Source organism: Spirillospora sp. NBC_01491, from assembly GCF_036227065.1.
Taxonomy (GTDB): Bacteria; Actinomycetota; Actinomycetes; order Streptosporangiales; family Streptosporangiaceae; genus Spirillospora; species Spirillospora xylanilytica.
Genome location: NZ_CP109432.1, coordinates 6,228,238 through 6,245,548, shown reverse-complemented (window position 1 = coordinate 6,245,548; position 17,311 = coordinate 6,228,238). Strand labels below are relative to the sequence as shown.

Below are 17,311 nucleotides of genomic sequence, written 5' to 3'. Positions count from 1 at the left end.
CCCCATCGCGGGAATCGGCGCCGCGGCCCCCCGGCCGGGACCATGATCAGTTCCGGCGGCTGCCCGCGTCGATCCTCGAAGACGGCTCCGCCGCGGGTTCCGTCCGGACCGGCTCCGTTGTGGCCGGCTCCGCCGAGGCCGGTACCGATGTGGCGGTCTCCGATCTGGCCGGTTCCGGTGGCGCGGCGCCCGTCCTGCGGGTGGACCGCGCGAGCCGCCGGCCCATCCCCTGCATCGGCAGCTCGACGTACCGGTGGACGACCGCCGAAGCGGCCAGGACGCAGCCGACCAGCCCGACCGCCCATCCGATCCGCTCCAGGACGCCCGGCCTGCCGGGCACCTCACCGACGAACCGCCAGACGAGCTGCACGATCGGCGGATGCAGCAGGTAGACGGAGTAGCTGATCACCCCGAGCCACGGGAGCGGGCGCGGGAACCGGCGGTTCCGCACCGCCAGGCCGAACACGAAGGTCAGCCACGCGGCGCCGACCGCGATGCACCAGCCCCAGCTCGCGGGCAGCGCGGGTCCGCCGTCCGGCCCGAGCAGCGCGCTGCGCACCCCGGCCGCCACGGTCAGCACCGGGACGAGCGCGAGCATCACGAGCGCGGGCCCGCGGCGGACGCGGCGGTGCTGCACGGCATGCACCCCGGCCCCGGCGAACATCGTCGCGATGATCGCCATGCTCTCCATCCCGCCGATCCGGTTGTTGAAGGCGAGCAGCACCAGCGCCGTCCCGGCGAGCGCGACCGCCCCGCACCGGCGGGCGGCGGGGCGTCCGCTCATCACCGCGAGGAGCCCGCCCGCCATGAGCACCGCCGCGCCGATGACGGTGCCGGTGCCGGAGTGCGCACTCAGCACTCCCTTGGGCAGCCCGATGCCGACGAGCACCGCGCCCGCCGCGAACCCCAGCCCGGCGCCCGCGCCGGCGCCGTTGCGCCGGATCCCGACGACGAACAGCGCCGTGATCAGCAGGTAGAAGACCATCTCGTAGGAGAGCGTCCAGAAGACGTTCACCACGTTCGGCACCCCGAGCAGGTCCTGGAGCATCGTCAGGTGCGCCAGCATGGAGATCCACGGATGCTCGACCAGGCCGTTCGGCGGGGCCCAGGCCAGCCCGCCCAGCGTGACGGCGAGGCCGATCACCGCGGCCAGCGCCCACGGCGGGTAGAGCCGGAACATCCGGCCGATCCAGAACTCGCGGACGCTCCGCCGCCGCTCCAGCGACGCGGGGACGATGTAGCCGCTGATCAGGAAGAAGACGAACACCCCGTAGCGGCCGAAGTCGAACCACGGGCTGGCGGTGCTGCGGACCTCGGGGAAGAGCACGTCCAGCGAGTGCTCGAAGACCACGACCAGGGCGGCGATCCCGCGCAGCCCGTCCAGCCAGTCGAGTCTTCGCCGGCCCGGAGCGCCCTCGGTCGCGGGGACGGCGGGAGCGGTGCCTGCGTCGGAGGTGATGGCCGAGGCTGCGGTGCTGGAAGGCATTCCGAGCCACATTAGGGGACGAACCTCCAAGCATGCTCCCACCGACCTGAACACTTCCTGAAGCCCGGATGGCGCGGCGGGGCCGGACCCGGCGCCGCGGAGCTAGCTCGGGCGCTCGCGGCCGGGGAATCCGGTGCCGAGCAGGCCCAGGACCGGCGCGGCCTTGACCGCGGTCTCCTCGTACTCCGCCGCCGGGTCCGACAGCGCCACGATCGCGCCGCCGACGCCGTAGCGGACGCGGCCGGGCGTGACCACCGCCGTCCTGATGACGATGCCGAGGTCCACGTCCCCCGTGACGGCGAAGTAGCCGATCGCCCCGGAGTAGACGCCGCGCGGGCCGCGTTCGAGACCGTCCAGGATCTCCATGGTGCGGAGCTTGGGCGCGCCGGTCATCGAGCCGCCGGGGAAGGCCGCGCGCACGCACTCCACCGGGGAGACGCCCGCGCGCAGCCGCGCCCGCACCGTGCTGACGAGCTGGTGGGCGCCCGCGTACGTCTCGACCTCGAAGAGCCGGTGCACGTGCACCGAGCCGAGCTCGGCGGTCCGCCCGAGGTCGTTGCGGACCAGGTCGACGATCATGAGGTTCTCGGCGCGGTCCTTCTCGCTCGCCGCCAGGTCCTTGCGCAGCACCTCATCCTCGGCGGGGGTCGCGCCGCGCGGGCGGGTCCCCTTGATCGGGCTCGACTCCACCCGCCCGTCCCGGGTCACCCGCAGGAACCGCTCGGGTGAGGCGCTCAGCACCGACAGGGTGCCGAGGGTCAGCAGCGCCCCGTGCGGCGCGGGGTGGGCGCGGCGCAGCCACCGGTAGGCGGGCCAGGGGTCCAGGCGGGTCCGTGCCTCCAGCATGTTGGTCAGGCAGACCTCGTAGCTCTCCCCCTGCACGATCGCGTCGTGGCAGGCGCCGATGAGGTCGAGGTAGCCGCGCCGGTCGTGCCGCAGGGACACCCGCGCGGGGACGGTCCCGGGCTCGGCGGCGGGCATCGGCTCGGGGGGACGGCGGGCCAGGTCGTGCAGCGTCCGGGACGTGTCGTCGATCCAGCGGCGGGCGGCGGCCCCGTCGCCGCGCCGGGCCAGGGCCAGCAGATGCGTGACGCCGGTGAGGTGGTCGAAGACGAGCGCCCGGTCGGCGAAGATCATCGCCGCGTCGGGGTCGCCGGACCGGTGCGCGGCGGCCCCGCCGCACTCGGCCTTCAGCTCGTAGCCGAGGTAGCCGACCCAGCCCGGGGCGAACCCGAAGGGCAGGTCGGGGGCCCGCGCCCGGGTCGCCTCCAGGTCGTCGCGCAGCCAGTCGAAGAAGCCGGCGCGCACCTCGCGCGACCGGCCTCCGGCCGAGCGGACCGTCACCACGCCCCGCGTCACGTCGGCGGTCGCCACGCGCGCGAGCGGCCCGGACGCGTCGCCCATCATCGAGAACCGGCCCGTCTCGCCGTCCCGCCGGCCGCTGTCCAGCCAGAACGAGGACTCGGCCGGACGGAACAGCGCGTCGAAGACCACCTCGTCCCGCAGCGGCACCCGCACCTCCCCGGCGAGGACCTCGAACGCGGGCGGGCGGAGCCGCGACCGGGCCTCCTGCCCGGCCTCCCGCCGGGCCTGCGGGCGGGCGCGGTGGCGGCTCCGGGGGCGGGACGAGGCGGTGAGGTCACGGAAGTTGCGCAGCAGGTGGCGGCCGTGCTCGGTGCAGATCGACTCGGGGTGGAACTGCACGCCCCAGCGGGGCAGCGTCCGGTGCCGGAGGGCCATGACGACGCCGTCCGGGGTCCGCGCGATCACCTCCAGGTCGCCGGGCAGGTCCGCGGCCATCAGCGAGTGGTAGCGGACCGCCTGGAACGGGGACGGCAGCCCGGCGAACAGGCCGGTCCCGTCGTGTTCCACCGGCGAGGTGCGGCCGTGCCGGGGCGCGGGCGCCGGGACGACGTCCGCGCCGTGCGCCAGGGCCAGGCCCTGGTGGCCGAGGCACACGCCGAGGAGCGGGATCCGGGCCGTTTCGAGGACGGCGCGGCAAAGGCCGAAGTCGCGGGGTTCGCGCGGGGTGCCGGGGCCGGGCGAGAGGACCACGTTGTCGAAGCCGTCCAGCCCGGCCCCGCCGGGAAGGGCCTCGTCGTTGCGGACGACGGCGGGCGGCTCACCGTTCACCTCGGCCAGCAGGTGGAAGAGGTTGTAGGTGAAGGAGTCGTGGTTGTCGACCAGCAGCGTGCGCATGGCCACCTCGTTCGCGGGCGCTCGGGGACGCCAGCCTCCCGCATCGGCCGCGGCCGTCGCCGCGCGGGGCGGCGTTGCGCATCCCTCGACTCGGCTTGACGCTCGCCATACCCGCCCCGGGGGAGGCCAAGGGGAGGACGGAGGGCGCCATGACCGGACCGGAACAGGTGATTGCCGGCTACGACGGGTCGACGGAGAGCGAGGACGCCCTCGCCTGGGCCGTCGAGGAGGCCAGGCTCCGGCGCCTGCCGCTGACGGTCTGCCACGCGTGGCGCTGGCCCTACCCCGCCAAGTACACCGACGCGGCGGCGCGGGCGGTCGTCCAGCGGATGGGCCAGCACGTCCTCGAGCACGGCGAGTTCGTCGCGCGGCGGAGCGCGACCGGGATCACGGTGCAGACGCGGCTGATGGACGGGCCCGCCAACGCGGCGCTGGCCTTCCAGTCCACCGGGGGCGCGCTCGTGGTGATCGGCTCGCGCGACCCCGACGAGGTCCCGGTGGGATCGACCGTGCTGCGGCTGCCGGCGCACGCGCACGGCCCGGTGATCGTCGTCCGCCGGGAGGGGCCCGCGGACGGCGCGGTCGTCGTCGGCGTCGACTCCTCCGCCGCCGACGCCGGCTCCGACGCCGCGGTCGGGTTCGCGTTCGAGGAGGCGGCGCTGCGCGGGCGGCGGCTGCGGGCCGTGTCGGGCTGCTGGGACCCCGGCGGCCCCGGCGAGGACCTGGCCCCCTACGCCGACCAGGAGGCGCTGCGGCGGCGCTGCGGCGCCCGGCTGGAAGGCTCGGTCGCGCCCTGGCGGGTGAAGTACCCGCAGGTGGACGCGCACACCTCACTGATCATGGACGGGCCGCGCCCGGCCCTGCTGGACGCCGCGAAGGACGCCGCGCTGCTGGTGGTCGGCGACCGCTCCGGTCCGCACGCGCACCCCCAGAACCTCGGGGTCACGGCGCTGACGATGCTGCAACGCGCGCCCTGCCCGGTCGCGATCGTGCACGCGATCCCGCGGGTGTGACACCGCGTCCGGAACAGGGAGATGACCATGCCCGAGGTGCTCGAAGCCGTCCTGGTCGGGACGGACGGATCGCCCGGCGCCGAGCGCGCGGTGGCCTGGGCGGCCGACGACGCGGCCCTGCGCGGACGGCCGCTGCACGTGGTGCACGCCGTCGAGACCTGGCCGTTCGACATCCCGGTGGTGCCGCCCACCCCGGGCGCGTACCGGCTCGGCGACAACGGGCGCGGGATCCTGCGGGCCGCCCGCGACCTGGCGCAGGCGCGGCAGCCGGGCGTGCGGGTGTCCACCGAGGCGGTCACCACGGGCATCGTCACGATCCTGCACGACCATTCGGAGGGGGCCTACGAGACCGTCGTCGGGCACCGCGGCCACGGCGGCTTCGCGGGCCTGCTGGCCGGGTCGGTGGCGCTGCGGGTCGCGGGCCGCGCGGCCGGGCCGGTCGTCGTCGTCCGCGGCACCGGCCCGGACTGGGACCGGCGGGCGCTGGACGAGCACCGGTGGGACGCGCACAGGGAGGTCGTCGCGGGCGTCGACCTGACCGACGCGTCGTATCCGGTGCTGGCGTACGCCTTCGAGGCCGCCGCCCTGCGCGGCGCGCGGCTGCGCATCGTCCACGCCCACCGGCTGGACCCCGCCTTCGTCCAGTCCAGGTACGGGGTGGACCTGACCGAGCTGGAGTACACCCTGGCGGCGCGGCTGCGGGACGCGTACGGGCGGTTCCGGCAGCTCCACCCGTCCGTGGAGGTGGTCGAGTCGCTCGTCCGGGACCATCCGGTGCAGGCGCTCGCGGAGACGTCCCGGAGCGCCGACCTGGTCGCCGTCGGCGCGCGGGGCCGGCATCCGGCGGGCGCGGCGCTGCTCGGCTCGGTCAGCCACGGGGTGCTGCACCACGCGCACAGCCCCGTCGCGGTGGTGCGCCCGCGCGAGTGAGCGTGCCTTCGCAGGCCCCCGCCGCATCTACCCTCGGGGTGGGGGATCTCCCTGCGGTCCGGAGTCTGGGGAGGGGTGTTCGATGAGCGGCTCACGCCGGCGAGTGCTGGTGGCGGCGGTCGTGGCGGTCCTGGTCCTCGGGGTCATGGCGGTGGGCACCTTCACCGGACGTGACCCGGAGCACCGGTCCGGCACCGCGTCCGGCACCGCCTCCGACGACCCGTCCGGCGATGCCTCCGGCGACGGAGAGGAGGTAGCGCCGTCCCTGGACGGGGCCACCCCCGGCGGGCCGGCGACGATCCCCGGGCCGACGCCGCCCCCGGTCGACCAGACCGTCCGGCAGGGCGTGCCGAACGCGGCGGTCACCATCGTCGAGTTCGGCGACTACCAGTGCCCGAGCTGCGGGACGTTCGCCCGGCGCACCAAGCCCGAGCTGGTCCGCCGGTACGTCGACACGGGCGTCGCGCAGTTCATCTGGCGCGACTTCCCGTGGGCGGGCAAGGAGTCGACCCGGTCGGCGGTCGCGGCGCGGGCGGCGGGCCGCCAGGGCAGGTTCTGGCAGTTCCACGACGCGCTGTACGCCAAGCAGTTCCCGGAGCGGTCCGGCCACCTCACCGACGGCTACCTGCGCGGGATCGCCGGGCGGCTCGGCCTCGACCTGGCCCGCTTCGACACCGACCGGCGCGACCCGGCGCTGCGCCGCGCGGTCGACGAGGACTACGGGTTCGGGCAGCGGCTCGGCGTGCCGGGCACCCCGGCGTTCCTGATCGACGGCACCCCGTTCTTCGGCGACCAGCCGATCAAGGAGTTCGTGAAGCGGATCGAGGAAGCCCGGCGGGCCCGGTGATCGGATACCTCGGGGCGTTCCTCGGCGGGCTGTTCACCCTGGTCAGCCCGTGCGGGGCGCTGCTGCTGCCCGCGTTCTTCGCCTACGGCGTCACCGGCCGCGCGGCGCTGCTGGCCCGCACCGGGGTGTTCTACGCGGGCCTGGCCGCCGCGATGGTGCCGCTCGGCATGGGCGCCGCCCAGGCCGGACGGCTCGTCTTCGGGCACCAGCGGGCGCTGAGCGTCGTCGCGGGCCTGCTGCTGATCGGGTTCGGGGTGCTCCAGTTCGCGGGCGGCGGCTTCTCGCCGGTCGCCCGGCTGCGCGGCCGGGTCCGCGGCGACTCCTGGCCGGCGATCCTCGCGCTCGGCGCGGTGTCGGGCCTCACCGGCTTCTGCACCGGGCCCATCCTCGGCGCCGTCCTCACGGTCGCGGCCACGTCGGGCCAGGCGCTGCGCGGAGGGCTGCTGCTGGCCGTCTACGCCGCCGGGATGACCGCCCCGCTGTTCGTGCTCGCGGCCCTGTGGGAACGCTACGACCTGGGCCATCGCCGCTGGCTCCGCGGCCGGGGCGTCCGCCTCGGCCCGCTCCGGCTGCACACCACCACGCTGATCTCCGGCACGGTCTTCGCCGCGCTCGGCGTGCTCTTCCTGGCGTCCGGCGGGACGACCCTGTCGGTCGTCCCCGCTCCCCCGTCGTCCTGGACCGACGCCCTGAACGACCTGGCGACCGGCGTCCGGGTCCCCGACCTGGTCCTCATCGCCGTCCTCGCCCTGGTCGTGGCCGCGCTGACCCTCTGGCGGCTGCGCGCCGCCGCCCCGAAGCACCGTCCGGACCCGGCCGAGACCCCCGACCCCGCCGACCCCTGAAGGTGCGGCCCGGCCGGGTCAGGCGGCCCGCGTCGCCGCCCCCTCGGTGAGCCGGCCGTCGGCCATCGAGTAGACCCGGTCGACCGCGCCGAGCTGGGCCAGGTCGTGCGTGACCATGACGGTGGCCAGGCCGTGCTCGCGGGTCAGCCGGCCGAGCAGGTCGACGATCCGCGCACCCCGGTCGTGGTCGAGGGCGCTGGTCGGCTCGTCGACCAGCAGCACCTCGGGCTCGTTCATCAGCGCGCGGGCGATGTTGACCCGCTGCCGCTCCCCGCCGGAGAGCTGGTGCGGGCGCTTGTGCGCCTGGCCGGTGAGGCCGACCGCGTCCAGTAGCTCGCCGGCCCGGCCCGCCGCCCGCCGCGGCGACCGGCCCGCCAGGTGCGCCATCACGGCGAGCTGGTCGAGCGCGGTCAGCGAGGCGAGCAGGTTGGGCTGCTGGAAGACGATCCCGATGTGGTCGCGGCGCAGCCGGGCCCGCGCGGCGGGGCCGAGCTCGGACACCTCGCGCCCGGCCACCGCCACCCGCCCGGACGCCGGGGCGATCAGCGTCGCCGCGACGGCCAGCAGGCTGGACTTGCCCGACCCGGACGGGCCGGTGACGGCGGCGAACTCGCCCGCGCCGACGCCGAGGTCGACCGCGTCGAGCGCGGTCAGGGTGCGGTCGCCGTCGGGGTAGGTCAGCGTGATCGAGGTCAGGTGCAGGGTCATCGGGAGGCTCCCAGCGCGGTCAGCGGGTCGACGGAGGTGATCTTTCGGATGGCCAGGGCGGCGCCCGCGGCACCGAGCAGGATCATGATCGCCACCGGGACAACCGTGGTCGCGGCCGAGAGGACGAACGGGACGCCGCCCTGCGCGAGCAGCCCGCCCACCGCGGCGATGGCCCCGCCCGCGCCCGCGCCCAGCAGCAGGACGATCACCGCCTGCGCGAGCGCGTCGCGCAGCAGGTAGCCGGTGCTCGCGCCGAGCGCCTTGAGCACCGCCACGTCGCCGCGCCGCTGGATCGTCCAGACGGTGAAGAACGCGCCGATGACCAGTGCCGAGATCACGAACAGGAACCCGCGCATGAGCTGGAGCGAGCCGTTCTCGGCGGAGTACGAGGAGATCGCCGCCGGCGCGTCCGCGCGGGCGACCGTGGTGGTGCCGAGCTTGCGGTCGGCCGCCGCGAGGTCGGCGCCGCCGCTGGTGCTCAGGGCGAGCACCGTGCCCACCTGGCCGGGCCCCTGGGACGAGATCGTCCGCCAGTCGGACAGGTTCAGCCAGGCCACCGGGGCGTGGCTGTAGGACGAGGCCGCGCCGGTGCCCGCGACCGTGAGGGGGTGTCCGGCCACCTGGACCTTCGTCCCCGGCTTGAGGCCGCTCTCCTCGGCGAGGCCGGCCGACAGCACGACCGTCCCGGCGGACGGCGCCGTGCCGGCCGGGGCCGCCGCGGTGCCCGGCCGGACGCCGAAGAGGGCGGCGGACGCGCCGCTCTCGCCGCTCGCGCCGAAGGTGAGGCGGTTCATCGAGATGCCGAGCGGCTCGGCCCGCACCCCGGGGACGTCCTGCCAGCCCTGCCACGCGCGCTCGGTGATCCGGCTGTCGGAGAAGGAGATCTTGCCGTCGCCCTCCCCGCCGGAGAAGACGAGGTGGTCGGCCCGCAGGTCGCCGATCGCCGAGATGTTGTCCCGGGCCAGCCCGGCGGTGAGGCCCGACAGCATGGTCACCAGCACGGTGATGAGCAGCACGACCGAGCCCATGAGCGCGAACCGCCCCTTGGCGAAGCGCAGATCCCTGAGCGCGACGAACACGTCCCACCTCCGTTCTTTCGAGGGTCCGATCTGGACTCCTCCCAGCGTGCGGCGCCGGGCGGGGCCGGCGCATCGTGCGGCCGATCCGCACCGGAGCCTTCTTACGGTCGGCCGGAATCAACCTTTCGATCGATGCGGGCACCGCACCTGACGCCTACGCTGAGTGAGACATGAGGGACGATCCGTTCTCGCCGGCGGTGCGCCTGCTCGGCTGGGCCGTGCACGGCACCTTCCTCGTGCTGCTCGCGATCGCCGCCGTCCAGGTGCTGAACGACGGCCTGTACGCGGCGGCGGCCGGCGGCCTGGCCCTCGGCGCGCTCTACGTGGCCGGCGTCACGTTCGGCCACTGGCGGACGTCGGCGGCCCAGGGCCGCGGGTGGCTGGTGCTGCTCACCCTCGCCTGGATCACGCTGGCGCTGGCGTCCCCCGACTTCGTCTGGCTGGCGTTCCCGCTGTTCTTCGTCTACCACCACCTGCTGCCGCTACCGGTCGCGCTGCCCGGGGTGGTGCTGATGACGGCCGCCGCGGTCGCGACCATCGGCTGGCACACCCACACCCTCACCCTCGCGCAGGTGCTCGGGCCGAGCATCGGCGCCGCGGTGGCCACCCTGATGTCCATGGCCTACCGGGCGCTGTACCGGGAGAGCGAGGCGCGCCGGCGGCTCATCGGCGACCTGGTCAGCACCCGCGAACGGCTCGTCCGGGCCGAGGGCGACGCCGCCCGGCTCGCCGAGCGCGAGCGGCTGGCCCGCGAGATCCACGACACGCTCGCCCAGGGGATGTCCAGCATCATCCTGCTGCTCCGCGCCGTCCGCCGCGATCTCGACACCGACCGCGCCGCCGCCGACGCGCGGCTGCTGGAGGCCGAGGAGGCCGCCGCCGAGAACCTGGAGGAGGCCCGCGGGTTCGTCCGCGCGCTGGCCCCGCCCGCGCTGCGCGGCTCGTCGCTGGCCGACGCGCTGCGCCGCGTCACCGAGTCGGCGGCGGCGCGCACCCCCACCCGGGTGCGGTTCGAGGTGTCCGGCACGCCCGTGGCGCTGCCCATCGGCCACGACGTGGCGCTGCTGCGCATCGCCCAGGGGGCGCTCGGCAACGTCGCCCGGCATTCCGGTGCCGGGAACGCGGGCGTGACGCTGACCTTCCTCGACGACCTGGTCGTCCTCGACGTCTACGACGACGGGTGCGGCTTCGACCCGCGCGGCGCCCCCGGCTCCGACGGGACGGGCTTCGGGCTGCGCGCCATGCGCGAGCGCGCCCGCGCGGTGGGCGGCACGCTCACCGTCGAGTCCGCGCCGGGCGAGGGCACGGCGGTGGCCGCCACGCTGCCGCTCCCGGACGAGACCCCGCCCCCCGGCGGGACCCCGCCCCCGGACGGGGACCCGCTGCCCGAGGAGGCGACCTGATGAGCGGCGCGCCGATACGCATCCTGCTGGTGGACGATCACCCGGTGGTGCGCTCGGGCATCCGCGCGATGCTGCTCGACCAGCCCGACTTCGAGCTGGTGGGCGAGGCCGCGACGGGCGAGGAGGGGGTCGCCGAGGCCGGGCGGCTGCGGCCCGACGTGGTGCTCATGGACCTCCAGCTCGGGCCGGGCCTGCACGGCAGCGACGCCACCCGGCAGATCACCGGCAGCCCGCCCGGGGCGGCGGCGCCGCGGGTGCTCGTGCTGACCACCTTCGACACCGATTCCGACATCCTCGCCGCGATCGAGGCCGGGGCGACCGGCTACCTGCTCAAGGACGCGCCGCCCGACAAGCTGCACGCCGCCATCCGCTCGGCCGCCGCGGGCGACAGCGCGCTCGCGCCCAGCGTCGCGTCCCGGCTGATCGGGCGGATGCGCGCCCCCGCCGCGCTCACCGGCCGCGAGCTGGAGGTGCTGGGGCTGGTCGCCGAGGGCCTGTCGAACCGGCAGATCAGCAAGCGGCTCTTCCTCAGCGAGACCACCGTCAAGACCCACCTGGTGCACATCTACGCCAAGCTCGGCGTCGACTCGCGCACCGCCGCCGTCGCCGCGGCGACCCGGCGCGGCCTCATCCGCCCCGGCTGAGACCGGCGCCGCCCAGCGGAACCGCCGAACGCCCGCACGAACCCCCTGGCCGGCCGTTTGCACAGCTCAAGCAGGGTGGCGTGAAGGCGGGTAGCGTCACGCCCGATCGCCCGGCACCGCGACGTCCCGTGCGCCCGACAGGAGGAGGGCCGATGCGGCGGACGCCACCGGGCCGGGACGGCTCCCGTCCCGGCCCGGCGTCCTGCGGTCATGTCGCGGCGAGCGCCTCGGTGGGCGAGAGGCGGGAGGCGCGGATCGCCGGGTAGAGGCCGGCGAGGGCGCCGATGGCGAGCGTCGCCGCGATGCCGCCGAGCACCGCCCACGCCGGGACGACGACCGGCCAGCCTTGGACGAGGGCATAGCCGGAGGTGACCGCGGTACCGATCAGCGCACCGCCCGCGCCCCCGAGGGCCGACAGCAGCAGCGACTCAGCGAGGAACTGGCCACGGATCTGTCCCCGGGTCGCGCCCAGCGACCGGCGCAGCCCGATCTCCGCGCGCCGTTCCAGCACCGAGATGACCATGGTGTTGGCGACCCCGACGCCGCCGACGAGCAGCGCCACCGCGCCGAGCCCGAGGAGCAGCCCGGTGAACGCCTCGCCCGCGGCCTGCTGGGCCGCGAGCGCGTCGGACGGCCGGGACACCTGGACCTCGTTGGGCGCCTCCGGGTTGGCGGTGGCGCCGAGCAGGTCCCTGACCCGCTCCACGCCGTCCTCGGCCGAACGGGTGTAGACGGTCGTCGGACGCCCGTCGAAGGCCAGCGCCGACTGGGCCGCCGGCCAGCCGATCAGCACCGCGGCGTCCAAGTCGGGCGCGAGCTCGGACGGGGCGAGGATGCCGACCACGGTGAACCACCGCCCGCCGGCCAGGATCCGCGCACCGGGTCCGGCGTGGCCGATGCCGAGCCGTTCCGCGGCGGTCGCGCCGAGGACGGCCGCCGGGTACCGTCCGCTGGCGCCGTTGAGCCAGGTGCCGCTCCTCAGCCGGACGCCGACGGTGGCGGTCAGGTCGGTGCGCGCGGCGTAGACGCCGATCCCGTTGGTCTCGCTCTTGGGGATCCTGCCGGTGCGGTACACCTTCGCGTCCGCGATCCGGCCGACCGCCGACACCGACCGCACCGACCCGATCCGTTCCACCATCGCCTCGGCCTCCAGCGGCAGCCGGGCCTGTTCCCCGGTCAGGGTGGTGCCCGGCGCGACGGTGAGCAGGTTGGTCCCGAGCGCGGACAGGGTGCGGTCCAGGCCGGCGCGGGAGGAGGAGGAGATGCCCACGACGGCGACCATCGCGGCGATCCCGATGGCGATCCCGAGCGCGGACAGGAACGCCCGCATCGGACGGGTGCGCAGCCCCACCGCGCCGACCTTGACCACGTCGCCCGGCCCCAAGCGGGCCGGACGCAGCGTCCCCGCGGCCGGTGTCGGTGCTGTCCCGGCGGCCATCAGCCCGCCCCGGACGCGGCGTCGGCACTTCCGGCCGCGGCCGGAGTGCTGCCGGGGACGGCCGCCGTGCCGCCGGGGACCGCTGAGATGCCGCCGGGGGCCGCCGAGTCGGCCACGACGAGGCCGTCGCGCATCCGGATCTGCCGGGGCAGGGCGGCGGCGATCTCCCGGTCGTGCGTGATGATCACCACGGTGGTGCCGGCGGCGTGCAGGTCGCGCAGCAGCCGCATCACCCCCTCGCCCGAGACCGAGTCGAGGGCGCCGGTCGGCTCGTCGGCCAGCAGCAGCGGCGGATCGCCGGCGACGGCGCGCGCGATCGCGACACGCTGCCGCTCGCCGCCGGACAGCTCGTGCGGCTCGTGGTCCACGCGCTTGGCCAGGCCGACCCGCGCCAGCGCCGCCGCGGCCCGCCTGCGCCGCTCGCCCGGCCGCAGCCCCGAGTACAGGAGTCCGTCGGCCACGTTGTCCAGCGCGGAGGTTCCCCGTGCCAGGTGAAACTGCTGGAACACGAAGCCGATGCGGGTCGCCCGCAGCGCCGACAGCTTCGCGTCCGACAGCCGTCCGGCATCGTGGCCGTCGATCCGCACGGTGCCCGACGTCGGGCGATCGAGCGTGCCGAGCACGTTCAGCATCGTCGACTTCCCGGACCCGGACGGGCCCACGATCGCCACCAGTTCCCCGCGGGCGACGTGCAGCGAGACGCCGCCGAGCGCGGTGACGCCGCCCGGGTAGGACTTCGTCACGTCCGTCAGAGAGATCATTTCGCCGTCCCCACCACAGTGCCCTCGGCGATGCCCGCGCCGGAGACCTCCACCCGGCCGGCCGCGAACAGTCCGGCGGTGACCGGGACGTAGGACGTGCCGGTGCCCCTGACGACCTCCAGGCCGAACCCGCCGCGGTCGAGCGCCACCAGCGCCGCGACCGGCACGGTGAGCACGTCGTCGCGGGTGCCGGCGGTGAAGGTCACGTCCACGGCGGCGAGGGCGTAGGCATCGGCCGCGCGTTGCGCCTTCGCTCCCACCAGCTCCACGATCACCTCGACCTTGGTGGACGGGTCGTCGTCCGGCCCGGCACCCGGCTCGATCACCGTGGACACCTCGTCGATCCGACCCTTCACCGTGGTGTTGTCGGGGAGGTCGACGTCGACCTTGGCGCCCTTCTTCGCGAGCCGCCGGTCGGCGGCCTCGAGGTCCACGGTGACCGCCTTGGACGTGCCGGTGAAGGTGAGCACCTTGCGGCCGGGCGCCATCGGGTCGCCCTCGCCCGCCTGGAGAGCGTCCACCCGGATCGGGCCGGGCGTGAACACCACGCGGCCGAGCTCGACGACCCCGGTCTCCTTCAGGCCCTTGTCGTCCTGCCACCGCTCGACCGCGGCGGCGGTGTCGGCGTCGTACTCGTCGTCGACGGTGAAGCCGCTGTACCCGAGCGCCTTCAGGTTCTTCTCGAGCCGGCGGACGTCCGGGCCCTCGGTGCCCTGCTTCAGCGTGCGGTAGGCGGGTTTCTCGCCGTACATCAGGACCACCGGGTCGTCGTCCACCGAGTACAGCGCGTGGCCGCGGGTGATCTCGCCGCCACTCTCGGGCAGCCGGGTCAGCGTCCCGGGGAGCCGGCTGGTGGCGGTGAAGGTGGTGCCGAATCCGAGCTTCCCGTCGGCGGTCTGGGTGTCGTTGAGGGTCTGCCTGGTCACCGTCGCGGTCCGCGGCGGCAACCCGTTGGACACCGAGCCGCCCGTCGAGGCGCCGCCGAGCCCGAGCATCGCGGCGACGGCGGCGCCTCCCGCCCCCAGGACGGCCACCGCGACCGCGGACCGGCGGACGCGGCGTCGACCGCGGCGGCGGCGCACCCCCTTGGGCCCCGCCGCCACCTCCGCGCCTTCTCCCGAGCCCGAGGACGCGCCGGGTGCCGTACCGGACACGCCGGACGACGCACCGGACACGTCGGGTGACGCGCCGCCCGTGTCGTCCGGCGGGTCCGTGCGGTTCTCGACGGAGGTGTCTCCGGTCACTTGCCGGCCCCGCCGCCGGGCCCGGCGGAGAAGCCGCCGGGGCCGCCGGCGAAGACGCTCTGGCACGCCTTCTGGGCCTTGGGGAAGTCCGGGTCGTCGCCAACCTTCTTGTCGATCTTGATCCCGACCTGGCCCGGCTCGGGATCGGGGAAGTCCACCCCGTTCTTGCGCATGCACGCGGCGAAGTCGGCGGCCCTCTTCTCCTGCTCCGGATGGGCGCCCGGCGACGCGTTCGCCTCCGGGCCGAACTGGCGGCAGGCCGCCATCGCCCGGTCCATGGCTCCCTTGTCCGAGCCGGGCGTCGACTTGACCATGATGCCCTTGCCGGGTTCGGGGTCGTCCATGTCGACGCCGTTCTTGCGCATGCACTCGGCGAACTTCACCTGCTTGTCCGCCACATCGCCGCCGGGGCCGCCCGCCGCGGGGCCGCCGGCCACCCCGCCGGCACCCTTGCCCCCATCCTCGTCGCCGGAACCGCATCCGGTCAGCGTCAGGGCCAGTACCAGGGGCAGCAGCGCCAGAGCACCGCGAGTTCGGGATCGCATCGTGTCGTCTCCTCGTTCTCCGGCCGGACGTGCTCCGGCCTGGCAGAGGTCGATGCAACCGGGCGGGGCGTTTCCCCTGCGTTTCCTCCGTACTTCCACTTTCCAGGGCGGACGTTCCTAACAGAAAGGAAACGCCGCGCCCGAGAGGATCATGGGCGCGGAGGCCCGGCGGCCATCGCCGAGCGGCCTGAGAAAGGAACGGACACATGCGGGTGCTGGTGGTGGAGGACGAGCCGTTGCTCGCCGATGCAATCGCCGAATGGCTGCGGGCCGAGGCCCACGCCGTCGATCTCGCCCGCGACGGGGAGGCCGCCCTCGAACGGGCCGGCGTCAACGACTACGACGTGGTGATCCTGGACCGGGACCTTCCGGTGGTGCACGGCGACGACGTCTGCCGCGAGCTGGTCGAGGCCGGAGCGGCGCCGCGGGTGCTGATGCTCACCGCCGCCGCCGAGGTCACCGACCGCGTCGCCGGGCTCGGCCTCGGCGCCGACGACTACCTGACCAAGCCGTTCGCCTTCAGCGAGCTCGCCGCCCGCGTCCTGGCGCTCGGCCGGCGCTCCCGTCCGGCCGCGCCCCCGGTGCTGCGCCGGGCCGGGATCAGCCTCGACCCGGCCCGCCGGGAGGTCTTCCGCGACGGCCGCTACGTCCCGCTGGCGAGGAAGGAGTTCGCCGTCCTGGCCGAGCTGCTGGGCGCCGACGGCGCGCTGGTCTCCGCCGAACGGCTGCTGGAGAAGGTGTGGGACGAGCACGCCGATCCCTTCACCGGCGCGGTCCGGCTCACCGTCCTCAAGCTGCGCCGCAAGCTCGCCGACCCGCCCCTGATCGAGACCGTCACCGGAGCGGGGTACCGGATCCCGTGAAGCTCCGGAGACTGCTCCCCCGCCGGATGCCGCTGCGGGCCCGGCTGACCCTCACCTACGGCGGGCTGTTCCTCATCGCCGGGCTGATCCTGCTCGGCTCCACCTACGTGCTGTTCAACCAGCAGATCTCCAAGTCCGGCCCGAAGGTCATGGCCCAGATCCGCAAGACGCCGGGCGCCCCGCCCCCCACGTCCGCCCCGTCCGGCAGGCCCGCCGCCGCTCCCTCTTCCTCCGGCACCGCTCCCTCTTCCGCCGGCAGGCAGGTCTTCGCGTTCACCCCGGACGGCATGGTCAGCGGTCCCGCCGCCGATCGGTGGATGCGGCGCGAGCAGGACCGGCTGCACGACGCGGCGACCACGTCCCTGATCACCCAGGGCGGGATCGCGCTGCTGGTGGTCGGCGGCGCGGCGGCGGGGCTCGGCTGGCTCATCGCGGGGCAGATGCTCGGGCCGCTGCACCGGGTCACCGAGACCGCCGGGCGGATCGCGAGCGCCCCCGGCGCGGGCCGCGGGCTGCACGAGCGGATCGCACTGCGCGGCCCCGACGACGAGGTCAAGGAGCTCGCCGACACCTTCGACGCCATGCTGGAGCGGCTGGACCGGTCCTTCGACGGGCAGCGCCGCTTCGTCGCCAACGCCTCGCACGAGCTGCGCACCCCGCTCACGCTCGGCCGCGCGCTGGTCGAGGTGGCGATGCACCGCCCGTCCGCCTCAGCCGACGTCCGGCGGCTCGGCGAGCACCTACTGGAGATCAACTCACGGCACGAGCGGCTGATCACCGGGCTGCTGCTGCTGGCCGGCTCGGAGAACGAGCTGACCCGACGCGCCCCGGTCGACCTCGCCGACATCGTCGGGCACGTCGTCGCACAGACCGTGCCGGAGGCCCGGCAGGCCGGGATCACCGTGCACGAGGACGCGGGCGAGGCGCCCTGCACGGGCGACGCGCTGCTGCTGGAACGGCTGGTGCAGAACCTGGTGGAGAACGGCATCAGGCACAACACCGGAGACGGCGGCTGGGTCCGGGTCACCAGCCGCACCCGCGACGGGCGCGCCGAAGTGGAGGTCTCCAACTCCGGCCCGGCCGTCCCGGCGTACGAGATCCCCGCCCTCTACGAGCCGTTCCGCCGCCTCGACACCGACCGGCTCGTCACCGCCAAGGGCGTCGGGCTCGGCCTGTCGATCGTCCGCGCCATCGCGCTCGCGCACGACGGCGAGGTCGGCGCCGTGCCCCGACCGGGCGGCGGCCTGACGGTCACCGCCACCCTCCCGCCGCGCTGAGTCCGCGCGTACCCCCGATGCCGCCGGCG

The 17,311-nt window shown here is 75.3% G+C and carries 16 protein-coding genes; 8 read left to right on the top strand and 8 right to left on the bottom strand.

What is annotated here, in order from left to right:
* Positions 1-46: 46 nt before the first annotated feature.
* Positions 47-1,486: an acyltransferase family protein gene (locus tag OHA34_RS29070; RefSeq protein WP_329519511.1), complete on the bottom strand. Its 1,440-nt coding sequence runs from the start codon at positions 1,484-1,486 to the stop codon at positions 47-49.
* Positions 1,487-1,588: 102 nt separating this feature from the next.
* Positions 1,589-3,685, bottom strand: a complete 2,097-nt coding sequence (gene pabB / locus OHA34_RS29065; RefSeq protein WP_329519510.1) for an aminodeoxychorismate synthase component I — start codon at positions 3,683-3,685, stop codon at positions 1,589-1,591.
* A 149-nt stretch (positions 3,686-3,834) separates the two neighbouring features.
* On the opposite strand from pabB, the gene OHA34_RS29060 reads away from it, so the two are divergent.
* The 4 genes from OHA34_RS29060 (at position 3,835) to OHA34_RS29045 (ending at position 7,320) form a co-directional block, all read left to right on the top strand.
* Positions 3,835-4,698, top strand: coding sequence for a universal stress protein (locus OHA34_RS29060; protein ID WP_285938212.1), 864 nt, complete (start codon positions 3,835-3,837; stop codon positions 4,696-4,698).
* 27 nt (positions 4,699-4,725) lie between these two features.
* Entirely contained in the window at positions 4,726-5,628 is a 903-nt protein-coding gene (locus OHA34_RS29055; RefSeq protein ID WP_329519509.1) for a universal stress protein, read from the top strand.
* Positions 5,629-5,710: 82 nt separating this feature from the next.
* On the top strand, positions 5,711-6,475 hold the full coding sequence (locus OHA34_RS29050; protein WP_329519508.1) for a DsbA family protein: 765 nt from the start codon (positions 5,711-5,713) through the stop codon (positions 6,473-6,475).
* Positions 6,472-7,320 carry a cytochrome c biogenesis CcdA family protein gene (locus tag OHA34_RS29045; protein WP_329519507.1) on the top strand — a complete coding sequence of 283 codons (849 nt, stop codon included), beginning with the start codon at positions 6,472-6,474 and terminating at the stop codon, positions 7,318-7,320. The genes OHA34_RS29050 and OHA34_RS29045 overlap by 4 nt, the downstream gene beginning before the upstream one ends.
* Positions 7,321-7,338: 18 nt before the next feature.
* Here the strand turns inward: OHA34_RS29045 and OHA34_RS29040 are convergent, their stop codons facing one another.
* Together OHA34_RS29040 and OHA34_RS29035 are read right to left on the bottom strand one after the other, a co-directional pair.
* A complete protein-coding gene (locus tag OHA34_RS29040) occupies positions 7,339-8,028 on the bottom strand; it encodes an ABC transporter ATP-binding protein (protein ID WP_285938216.1) in 690 nt (229 codons plus the stop codon).
* Positions 8,025-9,107, bottom strand: coding sequence for an ABC transporter permease (locus OHA34_RS29035; protein ID WP_329519506.1), 1,083 nt, complete (start codon positions 9,105-9,107; stop codon positions 8,025-8,027). The genes OHA34_RS29040 and OHA34_RS29035 overlap by 4 nt, the downstream gene beginning before the upstream one ends.
* A 170-nt stretch (positions 9,108-9,277) precedes the next feature.
* Between OHA34_RS29035 and OHA34_RS29030 the strand changes: the two genes are divergently transcribed.
* Together OHA34_RS29030 and OHA34_RS29025 are read left to right on the top strand one after the other, a co-directional pair.
* The gene (locus tag OHA34_RS29030; protein ID WP_329519505.1) at positions 9,278-10,510 is read left to right on the top strand and encodes a sensor histidine kinase; all 1,233 of its coding nucleotides are present in this window, start codon (positions 9,278-9,280) and stop codon (positions 10,508-10,510) included.
* Positions 10,510-11,154: a response regulator transcription factor gene (locus tag OHA34_RS29025; RefSeq protein WP_329519504.1), complete on the top strand. Its 645-nt coding sequence runs from the start codon at positions 10,510-10,512 to the stop codon at positions 11,152-11,154. The genes OHA34_RS29030 and OHA34_RS29025 overlap by 1 nt, the downstream gene beginning before the upstream one ends.
* 208 nt (positions 11,155-11,362) lie before the next feature.
* On the opposite strand, the gene OHA34_RS29020 is transcribed toward OHA34_RS29025, so the two are convergent.
* Genes OHA34_RS29020 through OHA34_RS29005 form a run of 4 tightly spaced genes read right to left on the bottom strand, consistent with a single transcriptional unit; the run spans position 11,363 to position 15,142 of the window.
* A complete protein-coding gene (locus OHA34_RS29020; protein WP_329519503.1) occupies positions 11,363-12,592 on the bottom strand; it encodes an ABC transporter permease in 1,230 nt (409 codons plus the stop codon).
* On the bottom strand, positions 12,592-13,353 hold the full coding sequence (locus OHA34_RS29015; protein ID WP_329519502.1) for an ABC transporter ATP-binding protein: 762 nt from the start codon (positions 13,351-13,353) through the stop codon (positions 12,592-12,594). The genes OHA34_RS29020 and OHA34_RS29015 overlap by 1 nt, the downstream gene beginning before the upstream one ends.
* Positions 13,350-14,597: a peptidoglycan-binding domain-containing protein gene (locus OHA34_RS29010; protein WP_329519501.1), complete on the bottom strand. Its 1,248-nt coding sequence runs from the start codon at positions 14,595-14,597 to the stop codon at positions 13,350-13,352. Before OHA34_RS29010 ends, OHA34_RS29015 begins: the two co-directional genes overlap by 4 nt.
* Positions 14,594-15,142 carry a hypothetical protein gene (locus OHA34_RS29005; protein ID WP_285938224.1) on the bottom strand — a complete coding sequence of 183 codons (549 nt, stop codon included), beginning with the start codon at positions 15,140-15,142 and terminating at the stop codon, positions 14,594-14,596. The genes OHA34_RS29010 and OHA34_RS29005 overlap by 4 nt, the downstream gene beginning before the upstream one ends.
* Positions 15,143-15,348: 206 nt before the next feature.
* On the opposite strand from OHA34_RS29005, the gene OHA34_RS29000 reads away from it, so the two are divergent.
* Positions 15,349-16,005: a response regulator transcription factor gene (locus tag OHA34_RS29000; protein ID WP_285938225.1), complete on the top strand. Its 657-nt coding sequence runs from the start codon at positions 15,349-15,351 to the stop codon at positions 16,003-16,005.
* Positions 16,002-17,282 carry a sensor histidine kinase gene (locus OHA34_RS28995; protein ID WP_285938226.1) on the top strand — a complete coding sequence of 427 codons (1,281 nt, stop codon included), beginning with the start codon at positions 16,002-16,004 and terminating at the stop codon, positions 17,280-17,282. The genes OHA34_RS29000 and OHA34_RS28995 overlap by 4 nt, the downstream gene beginning before the upstream one ends.
* Positions 17,283-17,311 lie beyond the last annotated feature (29 nt).